22 protein-coding genes are annotated in these 15,473 nt (G+C 38.9%); 5 read left to right on the top strand and 17 right to left on the bottom strand.

Annotation, left to right across the window (positions count from 1 at the left end):
* Window positions 1-135: 135 nt before the first annotated feature.
* The 4 genes from RTU33_RS10585 to RTU33_RS10570 form a co-directional block, all read right to left on the bottom strand.
* Complete coding sequence (locus RTU33_RS10585; RefSeq protein ID WP_312627209.1) at window positions 136-447, bottom strand: conjugal transfer protein TraD; 312 nt, start codon at window positions 445-447, stop codon at window positions 136-138.
* Window positions 448-749: 302 nt separating this feature from the next.
* The gene (locus tag RTU33_RS10580) at window positions 750-1,505 is read right to left on the bottom strand and encodes a hypothetical protein (protein ID WP_312627208.1); all 756 of its coding nucleotides are present in this window, start codon (window positions 1,503-1,505) and stop codon (window positions 750-752) included.
* On the bottom strand, window positions 1,495-1,749 hold the full coding sequence (locus tag RTU33_RS10575; protein ID WP_312627207.1) for a hypothetical protein: 255 nt from the start codon (window positions 1,747-1,749) through the stop codon (window positions 1,495-1,497). The genes RTU33_RS10580 and RTU33_RS10575 overlap by 11 nt, the downstream gene beginning before the upstream one ends.
* A gap of 6 nt (window positions 1,750-1,755) precedes the next feature.
* A complete protein-coding gene (locus RTU33_RS10570; RefSeq protein ID WP_312627205.1) occupies window positions 1,756-2,007 on the bottom strand; it encodes a hypothetical protein in 252 nt (83 codons plus the stop codon).
* A gap of 820 nt (window positions 2,008-2,827) precedes the next feature.
* Here RTU33_RS10570 and mobQ point away from each other — a divergent pair.
* Together mobQ and RTU33_RS10560 are read left to right on the top strand one after the other, a co-directional pair.
* A complete protein-coding gene (gene mobQ, locus RTU33_RS10565; protein ID WP_312627203.1) occupies window positions 2,828-4,333 on the top strand; it encodes a MobQ family relaxase in 1,506 nt (501 codons plus the stop codon).
* A 129-nt stretch (window positions 4,334-4,462) separates the two neighbouring features.
* Window positions 4,463-4,732 carry a hypothetical protein gene (locus RTU33_RS10560; protein ID WP_312627202.1) on the top strand — a complete coding sequence of 90 codons (270 nt, stop codon included), beginning with the start codon at window positions 4,463-4,465 and terminating at the stop codon, window positions 4,730-4,732.
* Window position 4,733: 1 nt separating this feature from the next.
* Here the strand turns inward: RTU33_RS10560 and RTU33_RS10555 are convergent, their stop codons facing one another.
* Window positions 4,734-5,594 carry a hypothetical protein gene (locus RTU33_RS10555; protein ID WP_312627200.1) on the bottom strand — a complete coding sequence of 287 codons (861 nt, stop codon included), beginning with the start codon at window positions 5,592-5,594 and terminating at the stop codon, window positions 4,734-4,736.
* A 245-nt stretch (window positions 5,595-5,839) separates the two neighbouring features.
* Here RTU33_RS10555 and RTU33_RS10550 point away from each other — a divergent pair, with 245 nt between their 5' ends.
* Window positions 5,840-6,331, top strand: coding sequence for a hypothetical protein (locus RTU33_RS10550; protein ID WP_312627198.1), 492 nt, complete (start codon window positions 5,840-5,842; stop codon window positions 6,329-6,331).
* A 65-nt stretch (window positions 6,332-6,396) separates the two neighbouring features.
* On the opposite strand, the gene RTU33_RS10545 is transcribed toward RTU33_RS10550, so the two are convergent.
* The 6 genes from RTU33_RS10545 to RTU33_RS10520 form a co-directional block, all read right to left on the bottom strand.
* The gene (locus RTU33_RS10545) at window positions 6,397-6,672 is read right to left on the bottom strand and encodes a hypothetical protein (protein WP_312627196.1); all 276 of its coding nucleotides are present in this window, start codon (window positions 6,670-6,672) and stop codon (window positions 6,397-6,399) included.
* 10 nt (window positions 6,673-6,682) lie between these two features.
* Complete coding sequence (locus RTU33_RS10540; protein WP_312627308.1) at window positions 6,683-7,195, bottom strand: hypothetical protein; 513 nt, start codon at window positions 7,193-7,195, stop codon at window positions 6,683-6,685.
* 469 nt (window positions 7,196-7,664) lie between these two features.
* Complete coding sequence (locus RTU33_RS10535) at window positions 7,665-7,919, bottom strand: pyocin S6 family toxin immunity protein (protein ID WP_194515116.1); 255 nt, start codon at window positions 7,917-7,919, stop codon at window positions 7,665-7,667.
* Window positions 7,916-9,478: a colicin E3/pyocin S6 family cytotoxin gene (locus RTU33_RS10530; RefSeq protein WP_312627191.1), complete on the bottom strand. Its 1,563-nt coding sequence runs from the start codon at window positions 9,476-9,478 to the stop codon at window positions 7,916-7,918. The genes RTU33_RS10535 and RTU33_RS10530 overlap by 4 nt, the downstream gene beginning before the upstream one ends.
* Before the next feature lie 3 nt (window positions 9,479-9,481).
* Entirely contained in the window at window positions 9,482-9,979 is a 498-nt protein-coding gene (locus RTU33_RS10525) for a hypothetical protein (RefSeq protein WP_312627189.1), read from the bottom strand.
* Between the two features lie 194 nt (window positions 9,980-10,173).
* Window positions 10,174-10,380: a hypothetical protein gene (locus RTU33_RS10520; protein WP_312627188.1), complete on the bottom strand. Its 207-nt coding sequence runs from the start codon at window positions 10,378-10,380 to the stop codon at window positions 10,174-10,176.
* A gap of 840 nt (window positions 10,381-11,220) precedes the next feature.
* Between RTU33_RS10520 and RTU33_RS10515 the strand changes: the two genes are divergently transcribed.
* Both RTU33_RS10515 and RTU33_RS10510 read left to right on the top strand, forming a co-directional pair.
* Window positions 11,221-11,922, top strand: coding sequence for a hypothetical protein (locus RTU33_RS10515; RefSeq protein WP_312627187.1), 702 nt, complete (start codon window positions 11,221-11,223; stop codon window positions 11,920-11,922).
* Window positions 11,923-12,023: 101 nt separating this feature from the next.
* Window positions 12,024-12,491 carry a DUF4756 family protein gene (locus RTU33_RS10510; protein ID WP_312627186.1) on the top strand — a complete coding sequence of 156 codons (468 nt, stop codon included), beginning with the start codon at window positions 12,024-12,026 and terminating at the stop codon, window positions 12,489-12,491.
* 48 nt (window positions 12,492-12,539) lie between these two features.
* Here the strand turns inward: RTU33_RS10510 and RTU33_RS10505 are convergent, their stop codons facing one another.
* The 6 genes from RTU33_RS10505 to RTU33_RS10480 form a co-directional block, all read right to left on the bottom strand.
* Entirely contained in the window at window positions 12,540-12,776 is a 237-nt protein-coding gene (locus tag RTU33_RS10505; protein ID WP_312627184.1) for a DNA-binding protein, read from the bottom strand.
* A gap of 62 nt (window positions 12,777-12,838) precedes the next feature.
* The gene (locus RTU33_RS10500; protein ID WP_312627182.1) at window positions 12,839-13,135 is read right to left on the bottom strand and encodes a hypothetical protein; all 297 of its coding nucleotides are present in this window, start codon (window positions 13,133-13,135) and stop codon (window positions 12,839-12,841) included.
* A 69-nt stretch (window positions 13,136-13,204) separates the two neighbouring features.
* Window positions 13,205-13,441 carry a hypothetical protein gene (locus RTU33_RS10495; protein WP_000999357.1) on the bottom strand — a complete coding sequence of 79 codons (237 nt, stop codon included), beginning with the start codon at window positions 13,439-13,441 and terminating at the stop codon, window positions 13,205-13,207.
* A 65-nt stretch (window positions 13,442-13,506) separates the two neighbouring features.
* Window positions 13,507-13,824 (bottom strand): hypothetical protein, encoded by a 318-nt coding sequence (locus RTU33_RS10490; RefSeq protein WP_000030115.1) that lies wholly within the window; start codon window positions 13,822-13,824, stop codon window positions 13,507-13,509.
* 139 nt (window positions 13,825-13,963) lie between these two features.
* Window positions 13,964-14,182, bottom strand: a complete 219-nt coding sequence (locus RTU33_RS10485) for a helix-turn-helix transcriptional regulator (protein WP_112548291.1) — start codon at window positions 14,180-14,182, stop codon at window positions 13,964-13,966.
* A gap of 175 nt (window positions 14,183-14,357) precedes the next feature.
* Window positions 14,358-15,200, bottom strand: a complete 843-nt coding sequence (locus tag RTU33_RS10480; protein WP_312627175.1) for a DUF6387 family protein — start codon at window positions 15,198-15,200, stop codon at window positions 14,358-14,360.
* Between the last annotated feature and the right edge of the window lie 273 nt (window positions 15,201-15,473).

Below are 15,473 nucleotides of genomic sequence, written 5' to 3'. Positions count from 1 at the left end.
CAAGATATCTTAAAGAGGTTTTATTACGGGGTATTAAATACATTGAATGGAAAAGAACTAAATATTAACGCATTGTATTATTAGTTTTAATATCAGCATAAAGAGTCAAGTTGCTTCCTTTCCTTTTTTAGAAAATCATTCCTGCCTCCCCACCATATCCTCAAGAAATCTTTTACCTTTTAGCCTGAATCTTGCTTTATCTTCAGCACTAAGATTCGAAGACTGTAATATCATCCCTAATATGAATTCTTTATCGACTTCTTCTACTTTACAGCCCACTGCTTTAGCTACTTCTGCACCTAAAATTATTTTCAGGCGTGTCTCCGCTTGCTTAGATAGTGATTTTTCTTTATTTTTTAGTCGATTCAAACGCATCTGAGCTGAAGCTATTTTTTGGCTAATTGTTTTTTCTTCCCTTGGTTTTCTATTTTTATTACTTTCACTCATCTTTGATCCCCTTATTGTATCATCTGCTAACTCCACGTAATTTTCATATAAATAACAATTCTCACATGATAACATCCCTAATCATCGAGATTATTCCAAATTATAGATTAATTTTACCAAGATTCAGATATTTCCATAGAAATTAAATCACAGTGCCAGTTATCCTACATTTACCCATGCTAATAACTAGTACAAATAAAAAATATAAACATTAACATAATAAAGTCAAGTAATAGCCAAGAAATATAAACGTGGCCATTTAAATAAAGACCACATTTATATTTCATTATTAGAGCTATTGCCTAACTTACCAACTCTGGTGGATTTAACAGCCATACAATAACAAAAATAGCTATTGCCCCTGTTGCCCTTATCGAAAACTTTTGAAACCTAGATTCAACGTTCAAAAAACCCGGAATAATTGCTGAAATGGCAGAGAGCGAAACAGAAAAAACACCTCTAAAAATAAAAAACTGTGTAGATGTTGGGTTTGGAATGACCATAGCTAAAATCAGCACAACCAAAGAAAAGAAAATACCGACACCTAATCCAAGTATAAGTTGCCACTTTGGAGTAGCTCTCATATCACCAACTCCTGAATAATCGAACCCAGTAGTAGGAAGATTATCTTCTTGAAATGATTTTTTTAAACCCTCCCATATTTCTTTAGGAAGATACTCTTTTGTCATTCTCTGCATATTAGCATAGGTCCCATCTTCCAAAGGAGATAACGTTCCTTTAAAAGTAGTCGAATAACTACGCAGGAAATTAGTATGGACTATAACAGCCTTTAAAATGTTGTGGCACGTCTCGGCAAAACCTGTAACCCATTTTCCATTTGCATGAGCACCTAACAAGCCACTATTTCCAACAAAATTCTCAACATAATTAAAATATGACGCTCCCAGATTCTGACAAGTTAGTAACTCTTGAAGCGTCGGCTCTTCACTCTTGTCATGAATTCTCATAACAATAGGTGTTAGATGCTCCATATAATTTTTTTTTAATAGAGCGATTTCACTCTCTGCCTGAACAACAGCCTGTTCATTAGTCATCATTTTTGTCAATTCTCATGGCCATCTGTAGTAATGTTGTCAGATCTGTATTATCAGCACCCTCCATAATTGATGCATCATATGAACCGACAACATCAAGCACTATTTTCTCAAGACCAGTTTTTGATATAAAGCCTTTGGTCTGTTGAATCGTAATAGCGATGTTTACCAAATCTCTATTGGAAGGAGACCAATCAGTAATCAAAAGAGTCTTTTCTATTTCTTGTTTAAACGCAATAATATTCATATATGCCTATTTTTTTGTAGCCAGTTGCATCAAAGTAATAAGATCTGTGGTATCAGCACCAGCATAGCAATGAGTTCCAGTGCTAGGGCAATATCTTCTGATAATAGTGCGCCAATCGTTCTGCGAAGGAGTAATACCAATTGCCACTAGAGCCTGTATGTCTTGTTTTATTTTAGCTAACTGGTAAGAAGTTGGTTCCATGGGCGAGGTACCAAACTTCATTTTTATCCTATAAGCCAAATCATCATCATTATTCATTTAAATTTCCTTACTTAAGTAAAAGTTAGTTATGTATACTGTTTACCCATTTTACATCACTAATCATCGATTGACTATTGCCCCAATGATGAGTTCTTCACTCTTTCATGACAAACAGTTTTTGTTATGCTCCGCTCACCTGCAACTTTGGAAAGTAAATGATGCGCAAAAGTAAAGCATAGGTTACGGATACTAAAAATGATTGATTTACATCAATTTAAGCCTCTTATTTTTTTGAATAAATTAAAATTGTGCAACATATATACTCGCGATTACTAACATTAAGTATCTGACACTCTCCACGTTACTTATTTTACAAAACCAATGAAAATAATTTCACCTATCGTTTTTATATTCTGTTTTATGACCTTAATTTATGAATTGTGCAACACATAAACCTCGTTTCCCCGCCTTACGGCGGGAGGGAAAAAACTCCTTTTGCCCTTACGGGCGCTATCTAAAACACAAATATTCAATATTATTATCCTACCTCAACCGTTCATCCGATTCCTGCCCTGTTAATTTCACAGATATTAAAACTAGCGTTATTATTTAAGTATAGAAAAACTTTTTACATTGTCGTTATTTTTAGCTCCTTTAGGAGATATAAAAATAAAGCAATGCCCACCTATACACTCACTTCGTGAGCGTGTGGGGTCTACCGACGGTTGCCTGCCGCAGGCTAACACCGTTTCCTTCGGAAACAAGGTCAACGTCAACACCAGAGTTTTTCTTGCGAAAAACTAAAACCATCTGGGTCGCATTGGAGATTTATATCTTGGTTTGTTATTTAAATTTATATTGAGGTTGTTTTTATTATATGGCTATTTTTCATCTGGATTTTAAAATTGTGAAACGTTCTGAAGGTAGGTCTTCCGTTGCGAAAGCTGCCTATCACGCTCGTTGCAGAATCACAGATGAAAGAACAGGTGATACGTATGATTATAGCCACCGTAATGATTTATACGGGCATTTCATATTAGCACCCGTTAATGCGCCTCAATATATTGTAAAAGACTCCACAGCATTGTGGAATGAAGTAGAACGAGTTGAGCGTCAAAGTAATGGTCAAACATCCCGTTATTTTGATGTCGCCATTCCTGCCGCGTTAAACAATGATGACAAGAAAAAACTTGTCCTTGAATACTGCCAGAAAAATTTCGTTGATAAAGGCATGATTGCCGATATCGCTTTCCATGATCTTGATAGTGATAATCCTCATGCTCACGTTATGTTGACCTTAAAAACCATAGGCCCGGAAGGTTTTGGTAAAAAGGAAAGAAGCTGGAACGACAGAAAAATGTCTATTTATTGGCGTGAATCATGGGCATCTATGGCTAACAGCTACCTTGCTGCCGCTGGTTCTTCGGAACGTATTGACCATCGTTCTCTCCAAGCCCAGCATGATGAAGCATTAGAGAAAGCGGCGGTTGCTCTGGATAATGAAGAAAAAGCGCTATGGCTTGCCAAGGCCGCTGAAACAAACCGCCCTGCAATGAAACGTATCCACAGTGCCAAATGGCGTAGTAAAGCTGCTCAGGAGCAAAGAGCCGCAGAACAGGCTGTTCGTGATGCTGCTAAACAAGAAGCGGTTGAAGTCTATAAGACCTTCAGCGAACTTGACCTTGAAATCGTCGTTGATGTCAGAAGCTTCACTGTAGCTGTTCTTGCCGAACCAGAACAAATTGTATTACCTAAAACACGCTCCGGTTCTTCTGCCAGTGAACCGCAAAGACCTGTGCTGGTAGCCCCGGCACCTCATACTCGTATGCGTGGCGTTAAATCCTATCGTGATAAATCCAAAGTAAGTAAGGTTGTTGCTGGTAAGAAACCATCTGTCAGTATTTCTGATTCTGGAACAAATACAATCCTGAAAACATCCCCCTCTCAAAACCAAAACAGGGCATCCAGAAGCGCCCCTGAACGTGTTAAGAGGAAACAAGCTATTCCGCGTAAGGATAATATCTTTAAACGCTTTACAGCCCTTTTGGTTGATTTTATCAGGGGTAAATTTTTATGGGCTAAAACAGGCAAAACTAAAGTTGATATTATCAGTAAGGAACATGATAAACGCATTGCTGAAAATTATGCATTTGACGAAGTATTAGGTCATCCTGTTCCACGTGCTGAATATGAGAAACGATCTAAGTTTAACCAAGATGACTACAAACCAACACCGGATGAGATCAACCGTTTCCCAAGTCGCCCTAAAAATGGACTACCTGAACGCGATCATGGTATGGATCTCACGCAGCCTATGCCATTCCACTCTATTGCTGATAAATCACCGCATCCTAAATTCACGCCTAAAAATACAAAGCGATGAAAGAGCATTAAGTTCATATTGAATCATTGCCCCTCCAAATAAATATTTCGAATTTCATTCCTTAATGAATTTGACAAATCAAATGGATGCAAGTATTTGTTTTTCAATTCCACTTACAAAGGAAATTTTATGCTTACAGAAAAACAGAGGCAAGAGATAATATTTCTCGCCGTTATTCAATGCAAACATGCCTGTACTCTACATTTTGTTGGGGAATGCAATATATCTATAAATGATGATAAATTTATGGATATGATATTATTTTTGATTAACAATCCTTCAATCTATTCTACAGTCTGTCCTCAGGATGTTTTTGAATATGAAATGGAATATGAACCGATAACCTATGATGAAATCAGGCTGGCTCTGAACCAGCCATTACGCCATTTAATAGAATAAATCATGGTATTATTGATTGTGCAAGATCTAACATTCTTTTTTGGACTCGTATGTAATTATCAAAAATATTGTTATCAACCACAATGATCTGTTGATATAAAACAACACCATCCTCTGGATTTTCTTTATACCCAATCTCTGCAATATTTAGCTTGATAGTTTGTTTTTTGTCTTCCGCATCAATTTTATGGTCAGAGAAAAACAAAATAATTTTATTTCCTTTCATATTGTTTTTTCTTCCGATATAACCAAATCCATTACATATAAATTGATTGGAGTTTTTATTTATTTCATTAACTATTTTACTACTGACTTGACAGTTATACAGATCCTGTGCCTCGGTCATATATAAGAATCCATAAGGAATATTGAATAAAGTCATTGCTCTATATGTATGTCCTTTATTCAAAACGAAGTCATTTAGCATTTCTTCAATAACAATATCGCTGAATTTTATTCCCGTGACTGTCTTCATTATTGCGACAACCAAATCAAAATGCTCGCGTAATTTACTTCTTATTTTCTCGGATAATCCATTTTGTGAAGAACTTCTTCTAACCTTAGCATCCATTCTTTCTGGATTCCTGAGATAACAGTCATCATATTCAGATTGATTGTAATCTGCGAGATCCTTTACGTTATACTTAACATGCATAGCATACAGCGTTCCAGAAATCCTCTCGCTACTATTTTTATTCACCAGCCGTACCGGGTTTTTACACGCAGGGCATATTGCATATGAAGCATTTTCTCGATTAAAAACCTGAATGTATGGATATGACCGTTTAGTTATCTCATCATAATTTTTTTGAGTGAGTTTATTTGGATAATCAGGATCATTAATAACACCAAACACAAACATAAAAACTCCTTATAAAAAAACATAAATTTCCATGTTGATTATAGGCCTATCTTCTTCAAGGATCTACCATTACAGATCACGAAAAATACACAAGATTCATTGCATGGTTCTCATGTCATCCAGAAAATCTAATAGATTAAAGCTAAAACCACCCGGCTACAGAGAATAATAAAATACTCTTTTAAATCCTCCGTCAGTTATGTATATTACCAAGATAAATAATCTCACTCAACTAAGGACGGGCGTTGTTAACGATTGCCGAAATCCAAAAAGAAGCGACAGAGTTTCGAAAATTGATCGAGATCTGTGACAAAAAGAACACCAGCCTTGTTATAGACTGTTTTCCTGTTATGAGTTGTAAACTTTCTTCGATGCTTCTTTCGTATCATCTTCTGAAATTATGGCCTGATCTCTTAATAAAAGGTGTGAGTGCTGCTACAGGTAAGAATGGTCAAATAACTCACTACTGGCTTGAGATTGATGATATTGTGATTGATATAACAGGAGATCAATATAACATTATTTCTGATAAGGAACTTAATAAAAAGATTATAAATAGCAGACCCTTTCCAGCCATTCATGTTTCGCATAAGAAAGAAAGTTATCTGTTTGAAATATTCAAGGTAAAGGAAGAGGAATATCTGGCTTCAGGATTCCCAACTATTGGAAATGATTTTATTGAAGAAATGGAATATGGACACACCCAGTTAATGCGCTACAAACCTATTGGTAAATGATTTTTATATAAATGAATAAACCACTACCAATTAATATCTTGGTGGTGGTTTATCAGTTTTATCGATTACATCCTTCGCCTGAACACAACATTATCAGAGAAAATTGCCTTACCTGCGACAAACCCAACAGCCGCAATGATTGGTAGGCTGATAGTAGCCCCTGCCATTCCTGCAGACATTCCGATCAGTATAGACAGGCCGAAGGTCAATAATATAACCACGAAAGCATACCAGCCGGGGTAGGCTCCATATAAAACAGTTGCCATGCAGCCAGTACAGACATGAACACCACGTTGACTCTCTTTTAGGCAAAATGGACACTTGATGGTATTGTTTTCCATGATTTGCTCCTTAATTGGCTTTCCAGCCGTTGCTGGTTTTAAAAAGATTCATGGCACCATCAGCAGGTCCGTTCATCCCTTTCACACCAGAGAACGCGCTTTTGTCTAGCCATGATGGAACATCAGTTAACTTCCATGTATAGGTGACGCGAATAACTTTCTGATTACCGTTGCCCGGTTCGGTCCATTCCTTCACCTCATCAACAACCCGGCGACCAATACAAACGCCTTCCTTGGCATCCCAGATTTTGGCTTGTTTACCTTCATCTGTTATCCCAAGCGTATTGTTATCCCAGCCTTTAACAAAGGCCATTAAGCCCTGTTCTACGAGACCGTCGAGGATTACAGATCCTGTTCCAGTCCCTGTTTCATCAAATCGCGGTTTGGAGAGCTGGACAGGGAATGTGACGTCGTTGTTTCGGAGTGAGAAACAGGTTTTTGATTGACCAATCTTCGCATTAATCGCTTTCTCAAAGTCGCCTTTCTCACCACACCCCGCCAGAACCAGCGCAGCGCCTGCCATAAGTAAGATTTTTTCATCTTCATATTCCATCAACGTTAATGAACTGACTGTTCGTGGCTGGATTGAAAGGAAAAGAGATCCTACTTCGAAGCGGATCTCACCAGATCCACAAACAGTCTGTTTAACCAATTGATAGAATTGAATTATTTTTGTTGTTCGTCATATCGTTTAAATCGATCGATACAAAACAAATAATAGACACAACCTATCAAATAAATAATATCGATCGATATAAACAATTAAAACAACGATCAATCAACCGTTTTCAATCGGTAAATGCTATCAATAATTTATTATTGATCTTTTATATCAATTGATTGATGGTCGTGGTCAGCAATGGAACGCCACAGTTGGGGGCTTTGGCTGGATGTTCTAAGGGATAAAGGACGAAGCAGCACACAAGGTGTGTTGTGCTGCTTATGTTGGATAGATAATTGAAAACGCGCTTTAAAGCGAGGATAACTCTATTTCAGAGTTCCCCACCTGATATTTGAAAATCCAAATCTTCTTGGAAAAAGTTTTTATCCAAGATTTTCTCAATTGCCTTGACCTGTTGGCTGGTAAGATCCCATCCACCGACCCCTGCAGTAAAGTCACTATAGTCTTCATCCGTCCAAACCATGACTTTAGCTATTTCCGGGAGTTTTTCTTTTGGTATATCGATTTCGAAGACGAGTAGTTCATCTACACGTTCGAAAGCATCAATAGTATAAACAATTGTCATTTTTCTACCTTTCTTGTCGGATCTGCTGGTTTAGTTTGCTCACCTGTTATTGGGTCAAATTCACCCAAATGATTGCGCCCTGAACGATCATAAATTTCGACCGTACCGTGTTGTGAATCCCATTCATAGATACGCCCTTTAGAATCTTTCCATCTTGAACGCAATGATCCCCCGCCCCTAACCGGGGTCCTTTTTTTAGCCGTTTTAGCATCTGGGAAGGCAGGTAATGGAGGATTTCCCTTTGGAGCCACATGATATTTATGATCAGCATTCAGATAAATATATATCGGTGGAATATCCGATATTGGCAGAACAAGAATATAATCAGCAAAATTCTTCTCTTCCGGCGCAGGAGTGGTTGTAGCCTCAATGCTGGTATTTTCTGGCAGCGGATCGACAACTACCGGATTTGGTATCCTTACTGGGTTCTGGTTGCCTGTATTTGAAGGAACATTTACACCTGAACTGTCGGGCGTCCAGATAATGGTGATACGCGGATCTTCCTCTGTGGTGAACGTATACGCTTTTCGGCTGCTGTCCCACTCCATTCTGCGCACACGCACCATATCTTTACCGGGTGGAGTGTGCCAGCCATGAGGAACAGGATTACCTTTATCATCCTGTTCCCATGTATAACGCACACGGCTTGGTGCTTCACGCATTTGCTCCAGTCTCATGCGGTCAATATAGTCCTGTTCGCCGTCATTGAGCCTGCCGGGCATCATTCCCACTACGATTGCTGCTACCCATGCTCCGGGTCCTGCTGCAGCTATTTCTCCAAGAGTTGCCCCCCGAACAGCCCACGTTCCTGATGTAATGGCATTTCCACCAAGCAGGGTAAGAACACTGGCACCTTCAACAGCCATCTGAGCGTTAGCAGCACTTGTTGCTGCGGCTGTTGCCCGCTGGTATTCGACTTCCTCATGATTACCGAACCACCATTTATACAGGGCGCTTCGTTTCTTTGGCTCTGGAATATCTTCAGCAGGCTTCTTCTTCTTAGCAGTCTGGGCGTGCTGGACAACATCATTATCTGATGCAGGGTCGGCAGGTGGTACAGCCTGATAAAATGCCATCGCAGCGAAATTGGTATGAGGCTCCTGATCTACTCCGGCATCATTACAACCTTCACCCCGAAGGCAGGATTTAGCGAATACCCGATTGCGGTCACGTTCTTCAGCCAGTCGCTTTTCTTCTGCTTGTCTCTCTGCAACTACTCTGGCTGCGTGTTCTTCCCTTGCGATATCAACGGGATCTCTGCCCCTCCCCATCCATTGGCCCGCCGGGGCTATTACACGATTTGTGCCACGAGGACAGCCACAACTGACTTCAGAGCCGTCCATTGCAACAGCTTTTCCGAAGAATTCAACCCGCGATTCGCCATTAATAATCCGTCCCGGTTCTCCACATTTCGGACAGGGCGTGGTCATATCTCCCACCCGGACTATCCGGCGATCAAACTCGCTGTCATTTATGGAGGCAATACATCTTGCCCCGGTCGTCGTTTTATCATTTTCAAAAGCCTGCCCGCGTCCATAATTTTCTGTGCGATATCCCATTGGTTACACTCCGGGGGTAACCAAAAAATCGTCCGGCAGCATCGCACCTTCCCGGACGATCATTATATTACTTCCCTGTGGAGTGCTGATAATTTCATCACCATTATCCAGTATGCTGCCAACCAGAGCCACACCTTGCCCATTCAGTCTGTTACGATTTCCCGCACTGCTGACAATGCGGGCGTGGCTACCGTCAGGATAAGAAACCGTACAGCCTTCAGTCAGAACACTCGCCCAGACTCCATTTTTCAGACGGATTTTGCGTCCTTTCCCCGAATCAGGATTAAACTCATCACCCGTTCCACCGTTCCGGGTCAGACATCCTGCTACAGCCGGTCGGTAAATGGCAATAATCGGATGCTGGCGACGGGATGCTTCCTGCTCTGCAACCAACACACGGACTTCATCATCCAACTCTGCCAGCTCTTCCGCTGTAAACGAGGATTGATTCAGTCTTGCCAGCAGTTCCGGGGTCAGTTCATTGTCGTATTGGCTCTCCATTCCATTTTCCCTGTCATATTTGTGGTTAAGTTGATGTAATACTAACCGATTTGCAATTTGACTTAAAAGCGATGTTTGTCATGAAGTTATAAAAAACCAACGATAAAACCAACAATGATGACGTATTCAGATCAGGGCATTAATGAATTTACGATCACTTTACTTATCCCGTAGAGTTCAGAAAATAACCTTCTTTAGCTGTTTATCATTTGTTCTCTGTCCAAATCACCGTCAGCTTCTGGCAGGAAGTAATAACCGTAATCTTTAATGCAGATGCTTTCACCACTTTCCAGCGTGAGGTTTATTCCTTTTTCATTTTCCTCCATGTTGGTGATCAAACAGGTCATAAAGGGAATGTTTTCTTTCGCTTTAAAGATGTTTATTATTTTTATAGCTTTCATTGTATGCTCCTCCTTATCTTATATAAAAAATACCATTTCCTGTTGAAGAAAATCCAATTTAACTTACCCTTCAGAACAGGTTTACTGCCTGTTTATTACTCTCTTTTGAAAAGATATTTATCTTATGAGCTAACGCTCATGTGCTGCCGCACGGCTACGCCCTGACGCTGATATCCAATGGGATTTAATGGCTAACACATTTTCCATTATTTAATTGCATATGGAAAGGATCCTTTTACCGAAGGTCAGATCCTTTTTCGATATATAGCATTTATTCTTAAGTTTACAGAAAAAAATATCCGCAGCAGCACTTCGTGATTGTCCAAAACAATCACATTGCTGAAACAGGGTTCATCCCTGTTAATGATGGATTTATCCATAAAGAATTGCGGCGTAGCCGCTATAACGAAGAGGAAAAACAATTGTATATTTACTAATAAATCAGCAGCGCTTCGTGATTGTATAAAACAATCACTTGCTGTCCATAACATCAAGTAAAAACAAAGCAGAAAAATAGACGGTGCCATTTAACCGGCACACTACCCGTTAAGGTTATTAAACATATTATAGTATTAAGGAGGCGTAACCTATTATATTTAAAAGATATTTCACGGAAAAAGTTTCCTGTACGGAAACTTAAGTTTCTTCTGTGGAAACCGAAGTTTCCTGTACGGAAACCAAAATTTCTTCTGTGGAAACTTTCTTATAGTTAAAATTACCAGAAAGAAGTGAACGCCATTTCGCAAAAGTGTATTATTTTTCCTTTTTTCACATTTATTTTTGACAAAAGTATATGCTGCATTATATAAAATAAACATAATAACAATAAAAGGATAACCGATGAGCATTGATTACAATACAATAATGACCTCCAGCAGTGAAGAAGTGGAAGAATATATCAACAGAAATCATTTTACAGACAAACAGAAACTGGAGATTTACAGTTTTTATAACAGAAACAAAAAAGATAAAATAACCGTTAATGTAAAAAAAGAGAGAAGTTCTGATATTCAACCGGGAATAGCCTATGTTCATGCTTTTCTTGATAATCTGGAAAAGCTCGGAAAAAATATGTCCGGAGCAGAATACACAATAATGATCCGCTTATGTAAACTCATGCAGCATGGAAACCTCATTGCCAGTATATCTCAGTCGGCACTCGCAGAAGAGCTTAATATGAGCAAATCTAACGTATGTAAATGCTGGAATAAACTAATAAATAAAGGAATTCTGGTCAAAGAAGGGAAGCATACCATGATAAACGCAAATCTCTTTCTGAAAGGCCAGTACAGAACATTAAATGCCACAAGGAAAGAATATGTTAAGAAGTCGCTGAGAACGACCAGTGAAGGCATAGAAAACGTATTCGTTACCGTTTATAAAGATACGGTACTTACAAACAACGCAGAAAAAACAATCGATAAAAAAGATGATAAACCTTTACTTTCTACTCCTGACGAAGATATTGACTGGGACTCTGTTTCAGAAGATGACATTTTTGTTGATTATCCTGAAAATGTTGATCAAGAAGAAAGAATATAGTTTTCATCTGAATATTATCATTCTTATTTCCCGGTTAGATTTGACACTTATACTATATCTCGTAATATAAATATATCCACTATTTTATTTGCGAGGTATATATGAGAAAAGTAAAGTTAAATAACGACGATTTAATTCAGTATCTGAACACCATCAATACATTAAAAAAATATCCAACGATGTCTGAATACAGAGAGGAATATCGCAGGCTAAGAACCGATGGTTCACCGTTGAGTGAAGCCAAGAAATTTAAATCGGCGCATACCGAACTTCTGATATTAGACAGGAAGAAAAAATCACTACTCGAAAAATTTATTGAAGAACTTAACCCTGTCAGTCACGCATCAGCCCTTGCATCAAGAAAGCTTGAAAAAGTACAGGAGTCCATTATCTACCGAAAGTCATTACTTGAGAAAAGCCCTGATGAACTCGTCGCTCTGCTCATAAAACAGCGCACAGAAGCGGCTCTTGAGTTCCAGCGTTCTGTTGAGCAAAGTCTTGAGCAACTTTCAGATATATCTTCTGATGTTAATGCATCAGCAACAAAGCGCCGAAAATTTTCTATCTAAAATAAAACTACCATACTGGCAGTATATTACCAATATGGTGGTTTTATTTTATAACTCATGGGGTGATACACGATCACGCTCCATTTTTTTAAGCAACCGTTGTAATCTTTCTGCCCTTAGCTTTTGTGCCTTCTTCTCACCAATCTCCTGATAGCATTCTTCCCGACGCTTCGCAACAACTTTGCGAAACTTCCTCAAAAGCTGTTCCAGTGTTTTCATATCTGTTGCCGCAGCTTCGGCTTGGATTTTTTTATACATATACAACACATGAAATTCATCAATCATTTTTGGCTCCTGTTTTTATTTACTGTTTTTTAGTTAGCCCCTTGCGGGGCAACTTTTAGAACTCATTTCCTGAATCGTTCTGAATGGCACACCAACACAACAGCAATCTGCTCGAAGTTAACTTCATTAATACTCCCACTATCACCTTCTTGGGTTGTAAATCTCTCAAAGTTATTCTGAATATGGTCAATGATGTTCATAATAAATGGACTCATGAAATCAGGATCATCAAGATAGTCATTAGCGTCTCCATCTCCATTCACTTCCTGAAAAAGTTTCCAGCTTGCCTCTAACGATCTTATAGCAAGATCAAGGAATACCTGTGTAGACTTATTTATTAATATAGTTTCTTTAGACATAATCAACCCTCATTTTTACATGTTTGTTTGACTTATTTATTTAGTCCCGGAATAGGAATAAACAGATAACTACTTTTTATAAACCAGATTAATGATCACTGATCCGTATCTTAAATCCATTTCACTGACCAGTTCGTTATTAACATAACTGTTCAACGCATCTGTCAGGTTTTCATCATCCATGACTTCCTCTGCTGAATACCCGCATAGCGCAATGAATGTACTGACGCTTGCTTGGATGGTGCAGAGTATTTCAGGTGTTTGCTCACATAGCAGACTTACTGATATTGCAATATTATCATTCATTTAAATGTTCCTTTATTGAGTTGATTATTAGCCCCTTGCGGGGCCATATACTGATCACATGACCATTAGTTTGAGTTAAAAATAACGTTGTGCATATGTCTCAGATTTACTTTGACCTCATCGAATAAAACATCTCTGAGAGAGCCTGAGCTTTTACACTCCTTAAGAAACTTATTAAATCCTTCCTTACTGTTTTCTATTACCTTGTCAAAAACATCATCCATATATATTCTGTCTTCAACCATTTTAACAAATCTATCGCCCATGTATTCCTGCATATTACTGATATAAAGCTCATAGCAATAAAATGACTTTACAAGGAATAATCTGGTAGATTCATTGTAAACTTTGATTTCGTGGACTTCTGTTATTGCTTTACTCATTTTTATTTCCTTCTTTATTTTTAAGTGAACGCCCCCCTACAGAAATCTGTATGATTTTGGTAAGGAATATTATTTACAACAGTTTTATTTTCTTATGTTTACATAAAACCTCCTTAGATCATTATATAGATAATATTTGTTAAACTGCTTGTTTTCGTGATGTCTGAATAGCTCGTTCAATCCACGCATCCACCTCACTTTCAATAAAGGCGATTGCTCTTACACCTGTTTTTATCTGTGCGGGAAAGCAACCCGCTTTAATAAGCTCATATATCCATGTCTTCCCGAATCCAGTTCTGTTCATTACCTCAGGTAAACGAATGAGCTTGGGATGTTTATCTGTTTTGATTTGAACCATATTTATCTCCTGTGTTGTTCGATGAGATAATTGTATGGGTTTTTCTTGTGATTTAAGAGGGACGTTCGAGAAGAAGTTTTTTACGCAGATCTATGGGAGGATAAAAATAGGGTATGTTCAGGTTGAGTGAATGTAGGCGATATCCGCATTGCGCAACACACCGCCTCCGGGAATGTCAGTCCTCACCGAGTTCGTCAGTGATGAGATCCTGAACCTTCCAGTGTCTTCTGTCGTCGTATCTGTATGTAAAATCGACAAAAGACTGATAGCGAGCCAGCTTTGTCAGATACTTGACTGCCAACGGATGGTCTGTAGACTTCATTTTCTCAACATCACGAATACCGTCTTTAAACTCGTCCGGGTAGATAAAACTGGTAAGCTGCGGCATACCAATCCTGACCTCTTCATCCTGCGCCCAGAACAGCAAATCCATGATGGGAATGATGTTGTAATCGAGTATTCTCTTGAGGTTGCTGACCCCAAAGCGAAAATCTCTGGCTTGAGGCTCAGGAGCCTGTAGTTGTTCTTTCCACTCAGGCACCATCACTTTCAGGTGATTGATGATTTCTTCGGATGACGTTTCCGCCAGATTAATTTGAACAAGCATCAACCCTTCGTTGTTTACCCCGGCTTCCTTCAGATAATGCGAGACTTCCATATGAGGTAGGGGTTTTCCTTCCGGGTTAACGTATTTATCGAAAGCAGCCACATAACCCGCCACCTCCCATAGCCCCTGATGTGTGACAGGCTTGATGGCATAGCTGGAAGACAGTCTTTTTTCTGGCCCCCCGAAAACATCACCAAACACGACCTTACCTTCAATCAGTTCTTCGTAATAGTTCTGATGCCTGCGACGGCTTTCAGGAGGCAACTCCCCACTGTTTTGCCCCATGCGGTAAGCGACAATCCTGTTCTCTATCTCTTGAAAAAGTTGTTCTACTGTCAAATCCTTAAGCACGCTGTAATTTTCAATGTTGAACCACTCATTAACAGCGCTGGCGATCTCCGCTTTGGTCATGAGGTATCTATCCTTCTGGCTTTACTTATCGCTTTGATATGTTATGAGTAAACATATCGGATTTGATGGCGGTAATCTATTGAATGGAGCAGGGAAAAGCATCGGAACAATCAGTCCAGACATGAAGATCGTTCAGTGAAATTCAGTAAAGCGTGTTGTCATAACCAATTGAATATAATTGACATTTTAAAGATACAAGATTAAAAATGTTGGTAAATATGATGGTAAAAAATCATGCCATTATTTCAATACCGCTAATAACAGGAGATACAG

This window comes from Scandinavium sp. (genome assembly GCF_032012665.1).
In the GTDB taxonomy this organism is placed as follows: Bacteria; Pseudomonadota; Gammaproteobacteria; order Enterobacterales; family Enterobacteriaceae; genus Scandinavium.
The sequence above is the reverse complement of the archived record's forward strand: the minus strand, read 5'-3'. Positions and strand labels throughout refer to the sequence as shown.